The organism is Amycolatopsis echigonensis (genome assembly GCF_002846615.1).
In the GTDB taxonomy this organism is placed as follows: Bacteria; Actinomycetota; Actinomycetes; order Mycobacteriales; family Pseudonocardiaceae; genus Amycolatopsis; species Amycolatopsis echigonensis.
On the sequence record NZ_PJMY01000003.1, the window covers coordinates 4,797,507 to 4,817,891 of the forward strand.

Annotated in this window: 17 protein-coding genes; 9 read left to right on the top strand and 8 right to left on the bottom strand. The window is 67.9% G+C overall.

Going from position 1 to position 20,385, the window contains the following annotated elements:
• Positions 1 to 968: 968 nt before the first annotated feature.
• From ATK30_RS45115 to ATK30_RS27970, 5 genes are all read left to right on the top strand, one after another.
• Positions 969 to 1,127 (top strand): hypothetical protein, encoded by a 159-nt coding sequence (locus ATK30_RS45115; protein ID WP_158242509.1) that lies wholly within the window; start codon positions 969 to 971, stop codon positions 1,125 to 1,127.
• Positions 1,128 to 1,162: 35 nt separating this feature from the next.
• On the top strand, positions 1,163 to 1,948 hold the full coding sequence (locus tag ATK30_RS27955; RefSeq protein ID WP_143271439.1) for a hypothetical protein: 786 nt from the start codon (positions 1,163 to 1,165) through the stop codon (positions 1,946 to 1,948).
• Positions 1,949 to 2,081: 133 nt separating this feature from the next.
• Positions 2,082 to 3,086, top strand: a complete 1,005-nt coding sequence (locus tag ATK30_RS27960; RefSeq protein WP_037364546.1) for a DUF932 domain-containing protein — start codon at positions 2,082 to 2,084, stop codon at positions 3,084 to 3,086.
• A 131-nt stretch (positions 3,087 to 3,217) separates the two neighbouring features.
• Positions 3,218 to 3,820 carry a hypothetical protein gene (locus ATK30_RS27965; protein ID WP_101438025.1) on the top strand — a complete coding sequence of 201 codons (603 nt, stop codon included), beginning with the start codon at positions 3,218 to 3,220 and terminating at the stop codon, positions 3,818 to 3,820.
• 94 nt (positions 3,821 to 3,914) lie between these two features.
• On the top strand, positions 3,915 to 4,967 hold the full coding sequence (locus ATK30_RS27970) for a DUF3560 domain-containing protein (protein WP_081655199.1): 1,053 nt from the start codon (positions 3,915 to 3,917) through the stop codon (positions 4,965 to 4,967).
• 9 nt (positions 4,968 to 4,976) lie between these two features.
• Here the strand turns inward: ATK30_RS27970 and ATK30_RS27975 are convergent, their stop codons facing one another.
• Positions 4,977 to 6,221 carry an AAA family ATPase gene (locus tag ATK30_RS27975; RefSeq protein WP_143271440.1) on the bottom strand — a complete coding sequence of 415 codons (1,245 nt, stop codon included), beginning with the start codon at positions 6,219 to 6,221 and terminating at the stop codon, positions 4,977 to 4,979.
• 367 nt (positions 6,222 to 6,588) lie between these two features.
• Between ATK30_RS27975 and ATK30_RS27980 the strand changes: the two genes are divergently transcribed.
• Complete coding sequence (locus ATK30_RS27980; RefSeq protein WP_037364558.1) at positions 6,589 to 6,864, top strand: helix-turn-helix domain-containing protein; 276 nt, start codon at positions 6,589 to 6,591, stop codon at positions 6,862 to 6,864.
• 102 nt (positions 6,865 to 6,966) lie between these two features.
• Here the strand turns inward: ATK30_RS27980 and ATK30_RS27985 are convergent, their stop codons facing one another.
• The 4 genes from ATK30_RS27985 to ATK30_RS46935 all read right to left on the bottom strand — a co-directional run bounded on the left by ATK30_RS27985 (position 6,967) and on the right by ATK30_RS46935 (position 11,888).
• Positions 6,967 to 7,920 (bottom strand): M23 family metallopeptidase, encoded by a 954-nt coding sequence (locus ATK30_RS27985; RefSeq protein ID WP_101438026.1) that lies wholly within the window; start codon positions 7,918 to 7,920, stop codon positions 6,967 to 6,969.
• Between the two features lie 6 nt (positions 7,921 to 7,926).
• On the bottom strand, positions 7,927 to 8,961 hold the full coding sequence (locus ATK30_RS27990; RefSeq protein WP_101438027.1) for a replication-relaxation family protein: 1,035 nt from the start codon (positions 8,959 to 8,961) through the stop codon (positions 7,927 to 7,929).
• Between the two features lie 68 nt (positions 8,962 to 9,029).
• The gene (locus ATK30_RS27995; RefSeq protein WP_101438028.1) at positions 9,030 to 11,531 is read right to left on the bottom strand and encodes a type IV secretory system conjugative DNA transfer family protein; all 2,502 of its coding nucleotides are present in this window, start codon (positions 11,529 to 11,531) and stop codon (positions 9,030 to 9,032) included.
• A 225-nt stretch (positions 11,532 to 11,756) separates the two neighbouring features.
• Positions 11,757 to 11,888 (bottom strand): hypothetical protein, encoded by a 132-nt coding sequence (locus ATK30_RS46935; protein ID WP_255806977.1) that lies wholly within the window; start codon positions 11,886 to 11,888, stop codon positions 11,757 to 11,759.
• 197 nt (positions 11,889 to 12,085) lie between these two features.
• Between ATK30_RS46935 and ATK30_RS28000 the strand changes: the two genes are divergently transcribed.
• From ATK30_RS28000 to ATK30_RS28010, 3 genes are read left to right on the top strand one after another with little or no spacing between them, the layout of a single operon-like run.
• Positions 12,086 to 13,171, top strand: coding sequence for a tyrosine-type recombinase/integrase (locus ATK30_RS28000; protein ID WP_101434546.1), 1,086 nt, complete (start codon positions 12,086 to 12,088; stop codon positions 13,169 to 13,171).
• A gap of 4 nt (positions 13,172 to 13,175) precedes the next feature.
• Positions 13,176 to 13,487 carry a helix-turn-helix domain-containing protein gene (locus ATK30_RS28005; protein WP_101434545.1) on the top strand — a complete coding sequence of 104 codons (312 nt, stop codon included), beginning with the start codon at positions 13,176 to 13,178 and terminating at the stop codon, positions 13,485 to 13,487.
• Complete coding sequence (locus tag ATK30_RS28010) at positions 13,484 to 15,259, top strand: hypothetical protein (RefSeq protein WP_101434544.1); 1,776 nt, start codon at positions 13,484 to 13,486, stop codon at positions 15,257 to 15,259. The genes ATK30_RS28005 and ATK30_RS28010 overlap by 4 nt, the downstream gene beginning before the upstream one ends.
• A 28-nt stretch (positions 15,260 to 15,287) precedes the next feature.
• On the opposite strand, the gene ATK30_RS28015 is transcribed toward ATK30_RS28010, so the two are convergent.
• From ATK30_RS28015 to ATK30_RS28025, 3 genes are read right to left on the bottom strand one after another with little or no spacing between them, the layout of a single operon-like run.
• A complete protein-coding gene (locus tag ATK30_RS28015) occupies positions 15,288 to 17,132 on the bottom strand; it encodes a VirB4 family type IV secretion system protein (RefSeq protein WP_101438029.1) in 1,845 nt (614 codons plus the stop codon).
• Entirely contained in the window at positions 17,129 to 18,280 is a 1,152-nt protein-coding gene (locus ATK30_RS28020) for a PrgI family protein (RefSeq protein ID WP_101438030.1), read from the bottom strand. Before ATK30_RS28020 ends, ATK30_RS28015 begins: the two co-directional genes overlap by 4 nt.
• The gene (locus ATK30_RS28025) at positions 18,277 to 20,385 is read right to left on the bottom strand and encodes a TrbL/VirB6 family protein (protein ID WP_244194744.1); all 2,109 of its coding nucleotides are present in this window, start codon (positions 20,383 to 20,385) and stop codon (positions 18,277 to 18,279) included. The genes ATK30_RS28020 and ATK30_RS28025 overlap by 4 nt, the downstream gene beginning before the upstream one ends.

The window sequence follows — 20,385 nt, forward strand, 5'->3', positions numbered from 1 at the left end:
AAAGAGAAATTCGTACCGAATCCAAGCTGTGCGGGTTGCGGGCGCGGGCGCTGGCTGCCGCTGTGCGGGTTGCGGGCGCGGGCGCTGGCTGCCGCTGTGCGGGTTGCGGGCGCGGGCGCTGGCTGCCGCTGTGCGGGTCCTTCTCTTCCTCTGCGTCTTCCCAGCTCAAGGGCCTGGCCGGCCCTGGGCAGGGGGTCGATGCCGAAGGTAACGGCGAGATAACGGAACCCGGCTGAAGCTTGAAAGTGTCTAGTCAGTATGTCAACCTAGACATTTAACCGAGACAGACCGGAGAGATAAGACAGAGAAGGGCGTGAGGACCGGGACACGGCGTCCCGCGAGCGATCTCCTTCCTTTTTTCCTTAAAGGTTTGGTCGTTACGAACGATAAGACCCGCATAGCGCGGGCAGCGGCTTGGGCCGCGCGGACAGCAGCGAAACCGTGCAGGGCAGTAGTGGGGAACGACGCGTAGCCAAACGCGCATTTCTAGTCTGAGATGCGTAGTAACTGCGCTTGCAGCCCCGTTATGTGAATCCCTTGCTATAGAGCGGAGTAGCGCGCATAAAAGGCATGCCTGCCAGTGGTGTGTCCCCAAGATAACTACATGGTGGTCTAGCGCCGAAAACCGTCACAACGTGTGGGCGTCCGGATTGTGTAGAGCGGTTGCCGACATTGAACGACACTCTCTCAAGCGCGTCGCGCTTTCCTGTTCATAGCACGCTATGTCTCACGGGCATGGTTCCCTGCGTTGTGCGCTAGACATAACGGCTTCCCTTTTGGGGAGGTTCAGGGAATGCGCTACCGGCCGACCGGGCGCTATCGCTTGCGGTTACGCATCGCACGGACATAGAAGATGATCCCCTTTGCGCGAATCGCACCCGACGTGTCCAGATTTCGGCCCGTACCAGTTCGCAACTGGCCTGAACCGCCAAACGACACGCAACTACAACATCATTGGAGGTTCTGTCATGACGCGTAAAGACTTCAAAGAAATTGCCGATTCCGTACGTCGGGAAGTTGTCGCCGACGACGAACGAAAAGCGCTCGCCGACGCCTTGTGCACGTACTTCAAATCGGTAAACTCGCGATTCGACCGCGACCGTTTCTTTGCCGCATGCGGTCTGTGATTAACACCAATCCGCACCCGCTGGGAGTGCCAATCATGAACAACCCTGAAATTTCTTTTTCCGAAGATGCGCACTTGTTCTTCAGGCAGAATTTCCGTTACGGGACATGGGACGGTGAAGACTGCGTCCGAGATAATGACTGGTCCGGATTCGGCTTCGTGCTCGGATCGGGCGGTGATCCGCTGCCAATTCCCGGCGATTACCTCACCGGGCACCAGTGCGCCCACCTGGCGGACGTGTCCAACGGGCACGCGGCGGTGCGGCTCATGGAGGAAGCGGCACCCGGCAAAGCGGCCGAGTGGAACGGTCTTCTTGCCTACGACTACGGCGATTCCGCCGCACGTGCGGCCGCCGACCGTATCGGTGCTGCTCTCGCCGGATACCCGCTGCTCGACGACGAAGACCTGTCAGGGCGGGAATCCGAGAATGCCGCGCGCGTGCTGATCGCCTGCTACGACGTGCCCGAGGAAGGCGCGGCGGACGTCGTTTCGGCGTTGAGCGATGACGGGCAGACCTTGTGTACCGACTGCCACGGCTGGGATATCGACCACATCATGTTCGAGCTGGGATATCGGCAATGCATCGAGTGCGACAAGTGGCTCGAAAGCGCTTGTGATGAGCCACTGCATTACGACTGCGCCGAATACTACGCAGAAGACGACTGCGAATGCGTTTCGGTCATGGTCGACGGATACCGGCACGGCAATCACACCGTAACCATGTCGGACGTTCGCGAAACATTGCGTGGCTGCGAACACTGTTACCCGGTTGTCTACCCCTACGGCAAAAACGTGCGTGGCTTTCACAACATGCCGCAGTGAGCCGGGCGGAAGAATTGACGCGATCTGACTGTGGCAACTAACCGCATGGTGTTGTGGCGTTTCGGTGCCGCGCGCGTAGGCGTGCGGACGCCGTGACCGCACAACGGTTTCCCTTAACGAAAGTGGGTTTGTCATGTCCAAAGAAACCAGCGAATGGCTCAACAACAACGTTCTGATTGGATTCACCGACAAGCGCGGGCACGCATGGCACTACCGGGCATCGGCACAAGGCAGCGAGCCGAACCACTACCCCGGACCCGTTCCGGTCGCCGACGTGCAGCGGCGCTTGTTCTACTGGACCGCCGAACCGGAACCGGTGCTTGTGGCGGGCAAGTTCGGCCTTCGCCGCGTGCCCAACAAGCAAGCCATCACCGCATCGGATACCGGTGACGTCCTCGGGATCTTCGCCGACGGCTACACCGTGCACCAATACCAGGAATGGCTGTTGGACAAGGTCGGCACCATCCTGGACGACGGTCTGTCGATCGGTTCCGCGGGCCTGCTGCGCGACCGCCGACAGGCCTGGGTGAGCGTGGAAGTGCCCGAGAACATCACCACCCCGGAAGGCGTGGAGTTCCGGCCGAACCTGGTCGCCTGCACCAGCCACGACGGCAGCCTTGCCACCACCTACAAGCGCACCGTGACCAACGTGGTGTGCGACAACACGATGTCGGCCGGGCTGCGCGAGTACGGCCAGCAGTTCAAGGTCAAGCACTCCAAGAACGGCAAGTTCCGCATCGTGGAGGCCCGTGACGCGCTCGTCATGGTCCACACGGTGGCCGAGGAATTCGCCGCCGAGGTCAAGGCCCTGTGCGAAACGACCGTGACCGACCAGGCATGGCGCGCCTTCCTGGACGCACACACTCCGGTGCCCGAGGAGAAGGGACGTGCCCGCACTACCGCGACGAACGAACGGGCCGCGCTCAACCGGTTGTGGAACACCGACAACCGGGTCAGCCCGTGGCGCGGTACCGCGTGGGGAGTGGTGCAGGCCATCAACACCTACACCCACCACGAAGCGATCGTGCGCAACGCCTCCCGCGCCGAACGCAACATGTCCCGCGCGGTGGACGGAAAAGCCGACGCGCTCGACCAGGACACCGTGACGACGCTCGGCAAGGTGCTGGCCTCGGTCTGAAAAGGACTGTCGCCGCTTCGGTGCCCGCGCGGCCGATCGCCGCGCGGGTGCCGTGGCCGCGAGATGGCCATAGCCGACGCCCGAACCAGTTGTAGGGCACACCAACCGCGACACAGAAAGGAAAACAACCCATGGAGATACAGGCATTCGCGGCAGCGATGGCGGAAGCGCTCGACGGGACATGGACGGTCGGACCGGGCCACCACGGTCACCGTGACCGATGCCTCATCGGCCCAGACGGTGAACAGCTTCACGTGTGCTATTCCGACTGGGAGAAGACACCACGGCTCAGGCTGTCCGTCGGCCTCCCGGCCGACCTGGCGACTATCCGGCATCGCCATGGCAACCCGGTGCCGTCACACGAAATCACGGTGTCCCCGGCAAAGACACCCGAAACGGTCGCCGCTGAGACTGCCCGGCGACTGCTGCCCGGCTACCGGGTCACCCTCGCGGAAACCCGCGAGCTGAAACAACGAGTCGATGACCAGGCCGCCGCGCGCGACCGGCTCGCGCACGCCATCGCGGACCCGTTCGGCGCGACCGTCCACGCGCCCGGCCCCAGCCCGCTCGGCCACGACCCGCAGGAAGCGATCGTGCGCTACCAGGGTCCTCTGGTCGGCACCGCCACGGTGCCCCGCAACGGCGGACACGTGGCCTTCGCCTTCTCGGTCGCTCCGAGCGAGGCCGCCCGTGTCGCCGCGTTCTTGGCGACATTCCCGCGAACGACGGATTGAGACCCGCGACCACTGATGACCCGCCCGGCTGTAGGTGGACTGAACAAGACAGCCCCGCACCACCTATGAACTGAAACGAAGGAGGCACATCGCCATGTCCCTAGGAACTCTGACAATGCACCACGACTACGAGTCCGGCACCACCGTCGAGGGAACCACTCGTAACAGTCCTGCGCACTTGGCGCTGAAGGCCCATCCGTCATGGACCTGGTCCCGTTACGCCGCGGCGTGGCTGTTGCGATCCTCTCGGCATCGCCAGTCCAAGCCGTACGCCCTCGCCGAGATCGAGCGCGTGCTCACCGATGCGGGCTACACGGTCGAGCGCGACGTCGACGACACGATGCCCAGCGTCGAACAGCGAGAGGCCGATCTCGCCGACCGGATGGACGACCGGGCCGACCGGCTCACCGAGCGCTCAGGGAAACACCAGGCCCAGGCCGACGCCACGCGGGCGAAAGCCGACTACGTTTTCCACAACATCCCGATGGGCCAGCCGCTGCTGGTCGACCACTACAGCTACCGGGCCGACCTCAACCGTCGCGAGCGCGCGTGGAACAACCTCGGCAAATCCATCAACCAGGGCGAGTACGCCGACGAGCTGGCGCGCCGCGCCGACACCGCGTCGCACCACATGGGCGCCCGCCACAACCCGGTCACCGTGGCCAACCGGATCGAGACGCAGGAAGCCGACCGCCGGCGTCTTCAGCGCGAACTTGACGGCGAACCGGGCTGGGTGACCGAGACCGACGAGCACGGCCAACCGCGGGACCGCTGGGTAACCAGGCGTCCCGGCGAGGAGCGCGCAGCCTACCTGCGGCGCGAAATCACCACCCTCACCGAGCAGATCGACTACTGGAAGGGCATCTACGCCCAGCTCCAGGCTGAGGGCAAGGCGTCCACGCTGGGGCCGGACACCGTGAGCAAGGGCGACTGGGTGCTCTACAACAACATGTGGATGCGGGTACGCCGGGTCAACAAGAAGTCGGTGACTGTGCCGAACCCGGTCTTCCCGCCGCCGCAGCCCGGAGAGAAAGAGGCCACCTGGACCGTCGCCTGGCACAAGCTGCGCGGACACCGCACCACGGAGGAGATGCCGCCGGAGGTCGTCGAAGCATACGAGGTGCCAGGCGTCGACCGGAGCAACTGATGCACCTGCTTAGCTACTGCTCTCTGCTGGGCTTTGTCGATCGGCTGGCCCGGGGCGCTCCTTGCCGTGTTGGTGGAAGTGCACGGTACCGATCGTGTTGGCCTGGACTATGTTCCTGGCGGTCGTCCCGTCCTTGGCGGCAGTGACAAGCGCCGCGCCGAGGCGTAGTTCCCGGCCGAGGTCGTCGATCCGTGCTTTCAGTCGGCCGATCGTGCGCTGGTGCGCGTCTTGCTCGCCGACCGCCTGCGCCATCCGTACCGCAACGTCGTGCGTGCCCGGGTAGCCAGCCTCAAATTTGGCGATGGCCCGCCGCAATCGACGCGGCATCTTCCCATGCATACGAGCCTCACTGAGCCTGCGGGCCAGAGTCCGCGCCGATGCTCGCTTCTCGGGGGTCAACTCCTGGCCGCTGGCCAGGTCAGCGGCCACCTGCCGGCACAGCTCGGCCTCTTCGTCGGCCAGGCTCCCGGTGAGCTTGAGCAAGTCTTGTGCCAACCGTGCCAGCTGCGCGTGCCACTCGAAGTTCACGCTCCTTGCCTTCCAGCGCAGGTCGCCAACACGGCGATGGTGTTCTGCCCGGACCACCTTCGCCTCGGCGAGTTCCGCCTCAGCCATGTCGAGCTCGTTCAGCACCGGCTCCAGCTCAATCCTGATTCGCTTTAGAAAACCATACAGGCTGGTCATGTCATCCAGTGCCACAATGAAGACACGGCGTTCAAACATGGAGACGAACACCGTGCAAGGCAGCAATGCTTCAGAAACACCGAAAAATGTGCGCATTTCGCTGACCGCGACCGTCAATGCCTTCCGGTACGACTGCAACTTTCCTGGCAGCACCGGGGCGACCACCATGTCGGGTCGTGCGTCGATGTCCGTGCACGATCGAGCGTTCAATGCCGGCTCGGTAAGCCTCTTTGTATCGCCCAAGCACTGCACGCCGCACAGGTCGACGGCCTGCTCGCGGCCCGCCCGCCACGGGTCCTGATGCTCAAGAGTGATGCTTCCCGGCGCAGGGGTGATGATTGCCAGACAGCGACGCGTCACGTCGTGCATGTCAGTCCACTCCGCGAAGAACCGCTCGTGCAGCTTCGGATTGTCGGCCGTGCGCGCCAGGAGAAAGACCAGGCCCGGATAACCGCCATCGCTCATGGTGCGGAACCGGCGGCCGAGAAAACCTCGAACCGAAATCTGTCGCGGCCCTGATAAGAAACCCATTGCGCCCTCACGGTCGAGCCAGATGGTCTGGGTACCCACCCATAGTGGCACGCGGAATCGCCCACTCGGCCAGCAGGCGAGCCGCTGACAGCCAGGGCGACCGGCTCGCAAAGCCGTGATCGATCGATGCGGTGGGTCCGGCGGGACCCACGGATTGCTGCGTACCGGGATGGCTACCGCCGTGACCTGTGTCGACGAGGTGGCCGCCACCCGCGGACTCCGATGACGCGCCGGAACTCCGTTGAAGCAGGCTCAGCAGGTGGTTCGCGACCGGGGCCCTCGGGTCACTACACCCCCCGCTGACCGCGGCTGTCTCGGTAAGGTGTCTAGGGAAACAGGGCGGCAAACAGATAGTTGGTCACGCTCAGAGGCCGGCCGACCCTGGCAACGCGAGAGAGGGCCGCAGATGGACAAGGACGAGCACATCGCGCAGCTGCGCGCCCGCCGACAGCGCATCGAAGCGATCGAAACCGCCTTGGAGAGCATCCGCGACGTGGAAAGCTCTCTGCAGGAGATGCGGGAGATCCTGCTCCAGCAGCGGAAGGTCGAACGGACGGAGCGGCTCGCCGATATCCGTGAAGCGGACAAGGCCGGTGTGCCGAAGACCAAAATCTCCAAGGAGGTCGGCCTCAGCCGCGCGAACCTTTACAACCACCTCAAGGGTGCTCCGGCGGACGAGTAGCCGGATTCACGCGTCTGGGCGGTTGTCGGAGCCAGCGTCATGCGCCGGAGCGCTCTGGGAACGTCACGGAGGCTCGTCCCGGGCACCCGCGACGGTGCGCTGCTATCGGCAGAGCTGGCCTCCTCGCTGCCGGTAGAACTCTACTGGGTCGACGGCCTGCCCGTTGACCTCGATTTGCAGGTGCAGGTGCGCTCCGGTGGAAGCTCCCCGATTTCCGACCGCGGCGATGGGCTGGCCGGCGTGAACGGATTGGCCTTCGCGGACCAGGTTGTGGTCGTTGTGGCCGTAGATCGTCACGATCCCGTCCCCGTGCTGGATGCGGATCCAGAGGCCGTAGCCGGACGCCGGGCCTGAGCTGATCACGGTGCCGGAGTTGGCTGCCAGGATCGGAGTGCCGATGGGCGCGGCGATGTCGAGTCCTTTGTGGAATTCGCTGCCGCGGTACCCGAATCTGGAGGTGCAAGTGCCGCTCGTCGGGGTCGTCCAGCCGCCGGTGTTCGCACTGGTCGTACAGGTGGCACCTTGGACGGCCCCGACGATCTGGCGCGCTGCTGGCTCGAATTTCGCGTAGCGGCCGGGAAATCCTGATCGCTGCACGGTCTGGGCGGCAACGGTGACCGGCATGTTCTGCCAGTTCGGCAGCGCCAGCAGATGCCGGTAGAACTGCTCGCTGCTGTAGGCGGGGTCCATGATCTGCGCGACCGTTCCCCAGCCTTGCGACGGCCTCTGCTGGAACAAGCCGACGCTGTCGCGATCGCCGTAGTTCAGGTTCTTCAGCCGTGACTCGGTGAGCGCCGTGGCGACCGCGATGACCCAGCCCCGCTCGGGCACGTTCATCCGTTTGCCGACAGCGACGATCGTCGCCGCGTTGCTCATCTCCTGCGGTCCGTACCCCGCTGCCGAGGACGCGCTCGCCCCGACGGGGGCGCAGTTCACACCGCTGGCGGAACTGCTGGAACTGCCGAATACGGCTTGAACCACAGCGACGGCACCGCCGCCGATGAAGAGCATGATCACGACGACGAACCCGGCACCGGCGGCGGCCACCTTGCCCATGACGCGTCACCTCCACGGATGCGCGGGGTCGGACGGGGGCATCGGTGCGGGCGGGGCCACCTCCGCACGCGTGGCGACGGGCGTCGCGGCCGCCGGACGCTGCCCGCCGCCGGGAGCCGAGGCGCGCAGGCCCGGCCAGAGGGCGGGCAGGCCCGCCAGCGCCACTCGACCGGCGGTGCCGGACTCGTCGAGCCGTCGCCAGCGCGGCGCGGCCATGTCGAGCGGGTCAGCCGCGGCCTCGCCGCTGCTGGTCGCCACGGGTACGCGTGCAGGCCGGTCGAGACCCCGCAGCGCCTCGGCCATCGCGCTGCGTGCATTGACTTCGCGCCTGGCGCTGGGCAGCCACACCAGCACGGGTGTGGTGATGCCCGTGACCTCGGCCAGTCGCTCGTAGCGGGCGAGCTTGCCTGCCAGGCGGGACAGTTGCTCGGTGCCGAAGTCGAACTCGATGAACCACTCGACCTCCCTGCCGGCCTCGCGCCAGCGGCCGTAGCCGTCCGGGGTGACGATGTCGCCCCAGTGCCGGCCGCACCGGGCGGCCGACCACCACGCCGCGAGCACACCAGCGGTGCCGGGTTGACGGGCTCGGCGGATCAGGGTGGTGAACAGCCCGTTGCAGCCCACGGTGTGCGCCAGTTGCAGCGAGAACGCGCGTCCGATCTCGCGTTCACGGCTGTAGCCCAGTTCCTTGGGGTCGATGCCGTCCTCGCGGGCCAGCGCGACCGCTCCGGCGGTGTCGAGGACGTAGTGCATCGGGTGCGAGCCGCGGTCGCGGTGGGGCTGGAACCGGTGCAGCACGCCCCATTGATAGAGGTTGCGCAGGCGCAGGTTCGCGCTGCGGCGACCGGTGAAGGCGACGTCGATGATCTGGGTGCTGGTGAGGACGTGGTGTTCGAACAGCATTCGGCACAGCCACCGGTCCCGGTCGGTGAGATGCCGGGCCAGCCACGCGTGATGCTCGGCCGTGTTGAGCACCCGCGCCGCAGTTCGTTCGGGCCGATGTGCCCGCAATTGTCGCTGCGGGGTGGGATTGCTGACCATCGTGAGTGCACCTCCAGACGTGCGGGACGCGGGAACGCCCTGCGGGCAAACGGAAATAGCTGAGCGGGTCAGGCCGCGCGGCGCGGGTCGAACGCCACCGGCTGGGCGTTTTCGGCCGGATCGGGCGTGTTTCGAGGCTTGGTGTTCACGAGCGCGAGCCGCCGGATTTCTTTGGCCCGGCCGGGAATCGCGGGCGGGAGCTTCTGGGTGACTGCGGTGAACGGGGGAGCTTCCTCGCTGTCGAGCACCAGTCGCGCGGCGATGTGGAACCGGCCGAGGTTGGCGAGGTCGTGTTCGGAGAGCCGGGGCGCGGTGTGCCGGGCCAGGTGCCGGGCGTCTTCGGGCGACGCCGAGAAAATGATCTTCGAGCGGGCGTTGGTGCTGATGCCTTCTTCCAGTTCGCGCGGCAGCTGCCGCAGGTACTGGTGCGCAAGCGTCATCGACATCCGGTAGCCGCGGGCTTCGGCGAGCATGTCCTCCATCGGGTACGCCAGGTTGAGGAAGTTGTGGCACTCGTCGATATAGAGCGACGCGTCGTGGCGGTCGCGTTGCGGTATCCGGGCGCGCCGGGTGGCGGCCTGCCACGTGCGGGCGACGACGATCGAGCCGATCAGTCGCGCGGTGTCCATCCCGAGCGCGTCTTTGCCCAGGCGCACCAGGCAGATCCCGCCGTCGAGGACCGCGTCCATGTCTACTGTGGACTGGCCGCCGGCGAGGGATGCTCGCACGAACGGGCGCAGCAGCAGGCCGCGGAGCTTGTTCATCAGGGGCGCGACGACCTGCGCCCGGCTGGCGTCGGACAGATCGTCGTACCAGTGCCAGAACCCGGTCAGGACGTCGTCGGAGATCTGTTCGAGCGCTCGCTGCCGGAAGGCGGGCACCGTGAGCAGTTTCGGCAGGTCGGTCAGCGTGGGTGTGCCGGGCAGCTCGCGCAGGGTCAGCAGCCCGGAGCGCAGGATGTCCTCGGTGCGCGGCCCCCAGCTGGAGGCGTAGACGTGGGAGAAGATCGACACCAGGTTGTCCACGGTGCGCGCGGTGTCGTCGCCTTCGAGCGGATTGAGCACGGGCGGGAGGGAACGGCTGTCGGCGTCGAAGAGCACCACCTTCTCCCCGAGCCGCGAGGGCAGCCGCATCAAGGTGTCCGCGACCAGATCTCCCTTGGGATCGATCACGACCAGGCCGCGGCCGGCTTCGGCGTCGTCGAGGATCATCCGCGCCATCAGCTCGGACTTGCCTGACCCGGTCGCACCGAGGATGTGCAGGTGATGGCGCGCGTCGGCGACGCGCAGCCCCACCGGTCGGGAGTGGCCGGAGTCGGTGATTCCGATCGGTTTCACTCCGGCGCCCTCGGTGGCGATCCCCGGTGGCGGCGGCACCGCCTTCGCTCCGGCGCGCTGCAAACCGGGCACGGCCTCGTCGGTCGGGACGTGAGCGAGCGCGGCCAGCTCAGCGATCGAGAGCAGATCGCCGGAGGCGAGGCGCCGTTCGGCCACGGACTGGACCGGACGCGCGAGCCGGACGCGACGGTAGTAGTTGTGTTCGCTGTAGGCCGCGAACGCGCTGGCGATGGCATGCCCGCGTCCGCGCAGGTGTTCCCGCACCGGAACCCGCTCAGTACTGGTCGCGTGCTCGTCGACCAGGGTGGCCACGGCGTACCGGATGCGGGTCTCGTACTGGGAGCTGCGCTGCTTGGCCACGATGACCCGGTCCTGCGCCGAGGTTTCCAGCGAGGTCTGGTGATCGACGACCGGCCGCTTCGCGGTCGTGGCGGGCTTGCGCGATCCGGTGTGCGGGGTGATCAGGTCCAGGAGGCGACCGGCCAGCCGGGCCGAGCTGCCCGTGCGGACCCGGCGGGCAGCTCGGCGGGCTGTGCGGACACGCGCGCCGGTGACCGGGCGCGCGAGGATCTGCACCACGGCCCGTTCGTGGGTGGCCATGCCTGCCGGTGCGCCCAGCAAGGCCCGGACGGGGTCGGTGGGGAAGTCCGACCGGATGGGCAATGCCTCGCTGCGGGCCAGGCGCAGTTCGCCGCCCACGGCCTCGACCGCTTTGCCCGGCGGATTGGCCAAGGGGATCGGCGGCTTGGCCGGCGCGGTCCGGGTGTGCGCGCCGGGCCAGGCAGCCTCGATGGCGCGTTCGGCCATGCCAGGCGGTACCACGCCCGGCAGCCACAGCCGCAGGGCGACCCCGGTCTGGGAGAACACGTACTCCCACACGATGTGCGGCTGGCCGTGCATCCGCCGTTTCCAGCCGGACCGCAACAGCCCGACCAGGTTCGAGTACAAGGCCGCCGCGCCGTCCGGATCGACCGTGGGCGGAGCGAGCACGGTGACCACCCGGGCGTCGGCCACCATCCGGTCATGGCACCGGCGCGCCCACCACCGTCGCCCGACCACAATGGCGGCCACCGCCAGCGCCACGGCCGGCCCGACGAGCGGCCCCCAGGACAGCGCGAATTCCCGCAGTGCCGCGACGAGAGCGCGCACTGCAGCACCGGGATCGCGCAGGTAGTCCTGCAACGGCGACGCAAGCGTCCTCGCCGAAGCGACAACGGATTGAGCGGATGACATCAGAAAGCCCCTCTTTCGCAAGGAAAAGTCGCAAAGGTGCGGATTCAGGCCGCGTGTCGTCCGGCGTTCGTTTGGCCTTCGTGCGTCGGGGTAGGCGCGGACGGGTTGCAGGGGCACGAGTCGCAGATGACGGCACCGCTTGCGTGCCGTTCGGCGTCGAAATCGGCCTGCCACTGCGACAGCCGCCCCGCCATGCCCTTGAGCGACCCGCAACGGCAGTGCGGATCAGGCAGCGCTGTCGAGGTCGACGTGGCCGTCAGCGTCCGCATCGAGAGCCAGTTCGGTGTCGTCGACGCCGAGATCGACGAACGCGCCGCCGTCGTCCGTGCTAGATTCGTGGTCCGCGTACTGCGCCAACTCGGCCGGGTCTGTTACCGGAACTTCCCGGTGTTCGTCGGTGCTGGCTGTTCTTTGTCGACGCTGGGGCGCTGGCCAGCGCGCTCTCACTCGATGGTGTGGACTCTCTGACATGACGTCAGGATTTCCGACAGGCTGCCGATGTTGATGAGGCATTGTCGTTTCCGTTCAACTCGGGGACACGGTCGGGAGGCGCGGTGGGGCTGGCGGTGGTGCGGTCGCTGCGCGGGCCGCGGAAGCTGAGCACGACCCAGGACCTGGAGGACTTCGAGCAGGAGCTCGTCGATCAGTACCTGCTTGCCTCGATGGGGGCGGGAGTCTGCGACAGCACGGTGAACAACGACCGAGCAGCGATCTTCGAGTTCATCCAATTCCTCGGTCGTCCGGTGTGGACAGCCGAGCCTGCTGACGCGGACCGGTTTCTGGTTCGCCAGCGCAAGGATCTGGGCAGGTCCCGGTTGACGGTGCAGCACAAGGCGTGGGCGATCGGGCACTTCTTCGATTTCCTGATCGGCCGTTATCAGGGCGACATTCACGCGCTCGCCGGGTGTGTGGTGGCGCAACCGATCGACGAGCACAACCGGCCGGCCAAGGCCGACTACGGGACACCTCGAATACCGCCCTCGGACAAGGAAACCGAGCTGTTGTTCACCGAGTGGCGGGACTCGCTGGAGCACGCCCGGAAGTTCCGCACTGCGGCTCGGGACTATCTGGCGGCGTCGTTGTGGCGCCGGGCGGGGTTGCGGATCCAGGAGACCTACATGCTCGACATGCGCGACTGGCGCCGGGATCTGGGCGAGTACGGCAAGCTGCATGTCCGATTCGGCAAAGGAAGCCGGGGACGCGGCCCGAAGACGAGGCTCGTTCCGGCGATCAACTCGGTGGCCGAGTTGCTGGACTGGTGGCTGGTGGAAGTGCGTCACCAGTTCGGCGAGGACTGGGAGCATCCCGACGCGCCGCTGCTGCCGAGTGAGCGCCAGGACCCGCACACCGGATTCTGTGGCCGGGTTGGTGACCAGACGTTGCGGGACGGGTTGGCGGAGGCGACCGGACGATGGCTGCCGGACTGGGCAGGAAGGCTGACACCGCATACATTGCGGCACTACTGTGCATCGTCGCTGTATGCGCGAGGCATGGATCTTAAAGCTATACAAGAGGTTTTGGGCCACTCGTGGCTCTCGACCACGACCGCGTACATCCACGTGGAGTCCGAGCACGTCGAACATGCCTGGGCCAAGGCCAACCAGCGCGTGGCCGCCCGGCTGGGCACCGAGGAAGGGTAGCGCGATGCGCTGGAACCTGCGAATGAAAGCCGCCGAGGCAGGGATCTGGAAGTCCACGGAGATGCGCCGCAGGCTCGCCGAGGCGGGATTGGATATCAGCGCGGGCAAGATGTCGAACCTGTGGATCGGCAATCCCACCACGATCCGGCTCGATGATCTCGACGTGATCTGCGCGGTGCTGGAGTGCGCACCGACTGATCTGCTGATCCCCGAGCCGGAGAAGGTCGCCGCTCGTCGGCCCCGCAAGGCCGACACGGGCACGGTCGCGCCGATCACCCCGCGGCTGGGGCGACATCGATCGGTGCCGCCGGCGTGACCGGGCGTCCCCGCCGCTGCCGGGTGTGCGGGGTGCGTCCCCCGGCGATGCGGGAGGTCCCGTACTGCTTCCAGTGCTGGCCCGGCGGCCCGATCGCCCCGCCACCGTGCCGCAAATGCGGGTCCACAAACGACTATTACACGTCCGGGCTGTGCGCCCGCTGCCACAGCCACGCGCCCGGCGAGAAGTCGCCGCTGTGGCAGTCGCCCGGCACGCTCGCGCGACAAACGGTCGTGGTCGACTCGTGTCTCGACTGCCACGCCTGGGGCGTGACCCGCACCTACGGTTGGCTGTGCGTGGGCTGCCGTAGCTGGCGCGAGAAATACCGACACAAGGGTGTGTGCGACACCTGCGGGAACGAGGTGGCGCTCAACGAGGGCGGGTCGTGCCGGTTGTGCTGCAAGACGCGCAGCCTGCTCGCCCAGGACCGCGACCAGCGGCCCAGCAGCATCAGTCTGGCCGAGGCCAACGTGTTCGGGCAGCAGCTGTTCTTCGCCGGCATGTGGCACCGCGAAGGACAGGGCCAACGGCCCTACGTCAAGAAAACCATCCCACCGAACCTGTCGTTGCTGCACCCGGTGCCCTACGAACAGCTGGTGCTGCTCGAACTGCCGCGGGACCTGAAAGCCGGACTGCGCAAGGGATTCCCACCGCCGCCCGACCCGGCCCGCGAGGCCGCCTGGCACCAGTTCGTGCGCGAGCACGCCGCCGCGCACGGCTGGAGCAGGACCGTCACCGAACGCGCCCAGCGGGCGATCCGGATGCTGCTGGGCATGCAAGACACCCCCGGTGCCGCGATCCGCGCCAGCGACGTCCTGCCCCTCTCGCGCATCCGGCACCCCGTGCGCCCGGTGCTCGACGTGCTGACCGTCGCCGGCATGCTCGCCGACGACCGCGTCCCGCCCACCGAGCGCTGGTTCCAGCTGCAGATCACCGGACTGCCCGAGGACATCCGTCACGAACTCGAGGTCTGGTTCGACATCGCCCGCAACGGCAGCACCACCCCACCGCGATTTCGTCCCCGTTCCGACAACACGGTGCGTTCGCAGCTGGGCTACGCGCTGCCGATCATCCGCGCCTGGGCACGCACCCACCCCTCGCTGCGGGAGATCGGCCGCGACGACGTGCTCGCCGCCCTGCCGCCCAGCGGCAGTCCGCGCAGCAGCACCCTGCAAGGGCTTCGGTCGATCTTCCGGATCCTCAAGGCCCGCAAGCTCACCTTCATCAACCCCACCACGCGCATCAGCGTGCCCACCCCGGACAAACACGTGCCCGCACCGATCGATCTCACCGAGCTGCGCGGCGCGCTCAACTCCGACGACCCGACCCGCGCGGCGTTGGCCGCGCTGCTGGCCTTCCACGCCATCCGCATCTGGCAACTGCTCCAGCTGCAGCTCGCCGACGTGCGCGACGGTCGCCTCTACCTGCCCGACCGCATCGTGCCGCTCGCCGAGCCGGTCCGGGCACGAGTGTCGGCCTACCTGGACTACCGACAACGGACCTGGCCCGACACCGCCAATCCGCACCTGTTCATCCACTACCGCAACGCCAACACCACCACGCCCGCGACCCCGTGGTGGATCCGCAAACGGCTCGGCATGATCGCGCAAGCCATCCGCCAGGACCGCATCCTCGACGAAGCCCACGCCACCGGCGGCGACGTCCGCCAGCTCTGCGAACTGTTCGGCCTGTCCATCGCCGGCGCCTACCGCTACACCAGCAGCGTCGACCACCCCGGCATCGCCGAATACGAACAATCCACAAAGGAATGACGATTCCATAGTTCCCCAACTCCGGGATTCAGCTATCATCGTCAAGCACCAAATACCCAGAGTTCCGCTCAGATTCGGGTAAAGTTGCGAGGAACTCTGGGGAAGTTGTGATGAGCGCGTTTTCCTGCGGCGAAGCCAGCGACTGGAACGCGACTCGCTGCGTCCCGGTCGAGAGCAGACCTTGTCCCTTGTCCGCGGAAATCAGGAACTGCTTCTCACCCTCGGACAGGTTAAAGGTCTCCACGATCTCCTCGATCGCCTGCGGCGCTTGACGTAGCAGAATCTGCGTCGCCGCGTTAGCGATGATCGCCTTGCCCAGGTCTGTCCCGAGGACGTCGCCGACGTCTTGGGTCGCGATCGTCAAGCCCGCCCAGTGTTTCCGGGCTGCTTTGGCCATCCGGTGCAGAAAACGCGCGCCGGCAGGGTCTTGCATGAGCAGCCACGCTTCGTCGACGGTGATCAGCCTCGGCCGCCGGATGGCCGGGTTGGACACCCGCCGCCACACCGTGTCCAGCGTGAGCAGGGTGCCGATCGGCCGGAGTTCGTCGGGCAGGTCACGCAGGCTGAACACGGTCAGGTGGCCCTCGGGCCGCGTGGTGGTCGGCCCGGAGAACATCGTGGAGAACGCGCCCTCGACGAACGGGTGCAATCTGGAGCCGAGATCCGTGGCGATCGGATCGCCGGTGGCGGTGAGGACCGCGGCGAGATCCGCCAGCAGCGGTGCCTGCCTGCCCCAGGTCCGCGGGTCGCTGGTGATCCCGGCTTGCTGGTAGGTGGCCATGATCGCCCGGTCGAGCACGGCTCGTTGCTGCGCGGATAGTTCGGTGCCGAGCAGCACTCCGATGACGGTGTGGCCGAACAGCGCCCGGCGCGTGAGGGCGTCTTTGGGGGCGGTGCGGCGACCGTCCGGCCTGATGGCGATCGGAAGGTCGAACGGGTTGATGCGGACGTCGGCGTCGCCGAGGTGGATGTAGGTGCCGCCGATGGCCTCGCCGAGTCGTCGGTACTCGTCCTCCGGGTCGATGATCGCGACCTCGACGCCGCGGTAGAGGCTGCGCAGGGTTTCCAGCTTCACCAGGTAGGACTTGCCCGCGCCGGAGCGCCCGAGCACTACGGCGTTGTAGTTGTCCGCGGAAAAACGGTCCCAGTGCACCAAACCCTGCGATCCGACGTTGAACCCGTACAGCACACCGGCCGGTGCAGCGACACTGGTCGGGTCAGCGGGCGGCAGATCGGGGCTGGTGAAGGGAAACGCGGCGGCCAGCGCACTGGTGTCGAAGGTGCGGCGCATGCCGATGAGATCGAGCGCGAGCGGCAGGGTGGACACCCAGCCCTGCAGCGACCGGTAGGTGGTCGGCTGCGCGTTCATCAACAGGGACGCGGCGAGCGCTCGCACTGCGGCGACCTGCTCGCCGAGATCGTCCTCGCTGGTGGCGTGCACGGTCAGATACAGCCCGAGCCGATACAGCTTGCCTTCGCCGCGGGCGACCCGGGCCGAGAGGTCGTAGGCGTCCTCGGTGGCGGCCTCGACCATCGGGTCCAGCAACCGCCCCTTCTCGCTGGTGTGTCGCCGCCCCGATTCCAACTTGGACAGCTGGCGCTTGAGCCGGTGGGCGGCGGTGACCGGGTCGATCGGCTCGATGTGCAGCGACACGTCGACGCGGCCGGGGTAGGACAGCAGCGGTTGCAGCCATCCGGCGTGTACTTCGCGCGGGTAGCCGGTGACTGCGAAACTGGCGACCCATTCGCCGCCGATCTCCAGGTGCCGGGGTGCGACTGACAGCGAATCCGGCGTGAACGCACTGGCCCTGCCCAACGGTGCATTCGCGTGCTGCGTCCCGCGGCCTCGGGCACGGCCGAACTTCCTGCTCATAGGTCCCCGCCCTCCCATTCGTCCAGGACCGTCGGCTCCGGTGCGCTGTCGCGCCCGCCCCGGCTGGTCGTGCTTCGGTGATGGACTGGTGGCTGGTCGTCGGGGTCCGGGGCGGCGGTGGTGATGACTTCGTCTGCGCCGGCCAGGCCTGCCGAGGGCGGGATCAGGCTGTCTGGGTTGCACGCGGTGGCCAGCACGGCGGTGGCCTGCCCGGCCTCCAGGGGCGTGATCGTGATCCCGGCTGGGGAGAGCAGTTCGGTGGCTTCGCCCAGCCTCCGCACGAGCCGGGTTTCCGCCGAGTGCCGCGCGGTCTCGGTGACCTCGCCGTCCCGGCTGCGGGCGCGTCGTGCCCGCAGTGCGGCGAGCGGGGACGCGCCGCCGAGCCCGTCGGTCGGCCCCGTGGCGCGGATCGGCTCGCGCAGCACCAGCAGTACCTGGCGGCGCAGCAGATCGGTGGAGCGGCGCAACTGGTCGAGGTAGGTCGCGTGCTCGGCCGCGGCGGCTTCGAGCATCGGATGCGGCAATCCGGGGGCGGCCTCGCGCAGGTCGCTGATCTGCTGGCTCAGGTCCAGCCGTTCGGCCCGGATGAGCATTTGCACCGGCGCGGAGATCGAGTGCAGATACCGGCCGAAGCTGGCGACCAGGGCCTCTTGCTCGCCGGGTGTGCGGAGGGCGAAGTTGACGGTGCTGGCCACTGCGACCATCGCGACCCCGTCGGGGCCGAGGTCGACGACCCCGGCCTCGGTGACTCCTTCCGCGGGCAGCCGCAGCGCCGCCGGAGACACCTCCGACCTGCCCGCCACATCGGTCGCGGTGATGGTGCTGGTCAGCCACTCGGGTGCGGGCCGGACCCCTTCGGGGGCGGCGACGCGGCGGCGGGGTTGCAGCCGCTGGCGGAGGGCGGCGAGCATGAGCCGGTCGAGGCTCATGCCGTCGCGCTGACCCAGCGCCAGGACCGCGGCCGTGACACCGAGAGGAACAGCGGCGATCAGGAAGATCGGCAGCGGCACCACACCGCGGGTCAGCGTCCAGGCACCGTAGAGCACGATCCCGGTCACGGCGAGGATCGCCAGCTGCCGGGCGGTGAGGTTGGCCAGGACGCGATCCTCGCGATCGACATCGGAGGGGATGCGCACGGGCTGGGTCATGACTTCTCACCTCCACGGGGCGGGGCTTTCGGCGGAGCTGGTGGCGTGGTCGGCGCCCGGAACGTCACCGGCGGCACGGACGGCGTGCGCGGGCGGGCGTCGCCGAGGCGCGGCTGCGGGTGCGCGGTCCGGAACACCGGCGCGGCGGGCGGCGCAGTCGCGGGCGTGGCCGGACGGGACACGTGGGGCGGTTCCGGCGTCGGCGGCTGGAACCGCAAGTACGGAGGAACCGCGGCCGTCGCGACCGGCCGAGCCGGAGTCGCGGCACCACCGGCTCGGCGCGGTGCACCAGGAGCTTGGAACCGGGGCGCCGTCGGAGCCCGCCTGCGGTGCCGCCCGGCGGGCGGCGGGGCTGGGATGCCGGGCTTGGGTGCGGAACTGAATTCGGGCATGGTGGGTCCTTGACTGGCCGAGGTGACGGCCGGGTCGTGGATGGTCTCCTGCGGACCGGGCTGCAGAAACTCCGGTCGCTGCGAGGGCGGGCGCGGCTGCTGGGCAGCACGGGCGCGCTCGGCGTCGTAGGCCGCCTGCATCCGCTTGTTGACCGCCTCCGGTGTCCGCGGGCTCCGCGGATGAGGGGGCCACGGCGGATCGGCAGCAGCACCGCCCCGGCCACCGCCGCCCCTGTGTCCCTTGCCGCCGGCGGCCGTGCTGGCCTTGCCGAAGCGGCCGGACTTCCCGGCGACCATCCCGAATGTTTTCGCTGCGATGTAGGTCTTGACGAGACTTCCGAGGAGAGAGCGGCCGTTGCCGATCCTGGCGGCCGAGAGGAACCAGAACGGAATCTTGAAGAGGACGTAGAACAAGGCGATCGCGGCGATGAGCATGCCGAGCGCGGACAGCGTCGAGCCGAACAGATGCACCCCGCCGGTCAGGAAGGTCCGCACGGCGCCGATCAGCACGAGCGACTGCGCGACCTGGATCGCCAGCGTCGCCCCGGTCGCCTTCCACCACCACCGGGCGATGCCGTCGGTGTGGGGCAAGCCGTGACACATCAGAAACAGCGGCCCGGTGGCGATCAGGATCAGCGTGATGACGACACGCACTGCGTAGACAGCCAGCAGGGCGATCCCGACGACCACCAGCACCAGCGCCAGCAGAATCATGAAGAACCCGCCGGAGACCGCGCCATCGACCGCGTCCTTGAGCGTGGATCCCAGCGAGGGCGGGTCCACCCCGTCGCCAAGGACTGCGGCGGACAGCGCGTTCGCCAGCCGGATGAGCTTCTCGGCGAAGAACAGCGACAGCGCGGAGGCGAGGAACCCGATCGGGATCCGCGGGCCGATCTCTTTGATCGAGTACCGGCTCTGCACCGTCTCGTGGGACATCACGACGATCCCGGCGACCAGGATCAGCATCCCGTAGCAGGCCAGCACGATCTGCCACGAGTTGTCCCACAGTTCGCCGATACCGGGAAGCTGGTCCAGCGTCGGCGTGGTCAGCACGGTGTGGCCGAGCAAGTCCAGGATCGGCGACAGCGCGGCGGTGACCAGATCCTTGAACACGCCGTTGATCGCCTTGGCGATGCAGCCGGTGATGTTGGTCAGCCCGCAGTCCGGATCGCCGTTTCCCGTACTGGGACCGCCCGGCCGCGGGCTCGTGCTCGGCGGCGGGGTGGGCTGCGGAATGCAGTCCTCGCCCGTGCACGGCGGGTTCGCAGTCGTGCTCGGCGCGGCGGTCGGGCTGCCGGGTGTGCAGCCGATCTGGCCGGGGAAGCAGCTCGTGGGTGGCGGCAGTTCGGTGATCGGAGGCAGTGGCGTCGCCGGGACCGACGGGCGCGGCGAGCCGGTCGGAAAGCGGCACGCCGGGTCCGGCGAGTTCGGGGCACACGTGTCGCTGGGGTTGGGCGGCAGCGGCAACGGCGGCGGTTGCTGCGCCGCGGGCTGCGTGCTCGGCTGCCGGGGTGCGCCGGGCGCGGCCCACGCACTGACAGCCAGCGCACCGCCGAGCAGCATGGTCAGGCCCAGCGCCAGCAGCCAGACCCGCCGCCGGGAACCACGTCCGGTGCGCTGCGGGGTCGGCGGGGCGAGCAGGACCCGCTCCCGGCGCACCGGGTCCAACGGGCGCGAGCCGGTGCCGGGCTCGCCGCGATCGGGCTCGGGCAC

Coding starts and splice junctions, on each gene's coding strand:
- ATK30_RS27955 (WP_143271439.1), top strand. CDS start 1,163: ATGAACAACCCTGAAATTTCTTTTTCCGAAGATGCGCACTTGTTCTTC.
- ATK30_RS45115 (WP_158242509.1), top strand. CDS start 969: ATGACGCGTAAAGACTTCAAAGAAATTGCCGATTCCGTACGTCGGGAA.
- ATK30_RS27970 (WP_081655199.1), top strand. CDS start 3,915: ATGTCCCTAGGAACTCTGACAATGCACCACGACTACGAGTCCGGCACC.
- ATK30_RS28020 (WP_101438030.1), bottom strand. CDS start 18,280: ATGACCCAGCCCGTGCGCATCCCCTCCGATGTCGATCGCGAGGATCGC.
- ATK30_RS27985 (WP_101438026.1), bottom strand. CDS start 7,920: ATGGGCAAGGTGGCCGCCGCCGGTGCCGGGTTCGTCGTCGTGATCATG.
- ATK30_RS27980 (WP_037364558.1), top strand. CDS start 6,589: ATGGACAAGGACGAGCACATCGCGCAGCTGCGCGCCCGCCGACAGCGC.
- ATK30_RS28005 (WP_101434545.1), top strand. CDS start 13,176: ATGCGCTGGAACCTGCGAATGAAAGCCGCCGAGGCAGGGATCTGGAAG.
- ATK30_RS27995 (WP_101438028.1), bottom strand. CDS start 11,531: ATGTCATCCGCTCAATCCGTTGTCGCTTCGGCGAGGACGCTTGCGTCG.
- ATK30_RS27965 (WP_101438025.1), top strand. CDS start 3,218: ATGGAGATACAGGCATTCGCGGCAGCGATGGCGGAAGCGCTCGACGGG.
- ATK30_RS28015 (WP_101438029.1), bottom strand. CDS start 17,132: ATGAGCAGGAAGTTCGGCCGTGCCCGAGGCCGCGGGACGCAGCACGCG.
- ATK30_RS27990 (WP_101438027.1), bottom strand. CDS start 8,961: ATGGTCAGCAATCCCACCCCGCAGCGACAATTGCGGGCACATCGGCCC.
- ATK30_RS27960 (WP_037364546.1), top strand. CDS start 2,082: ATGTCCAAAGAAACCAGCGAATGGCTCAACAACAACGTTCTGATTGGA.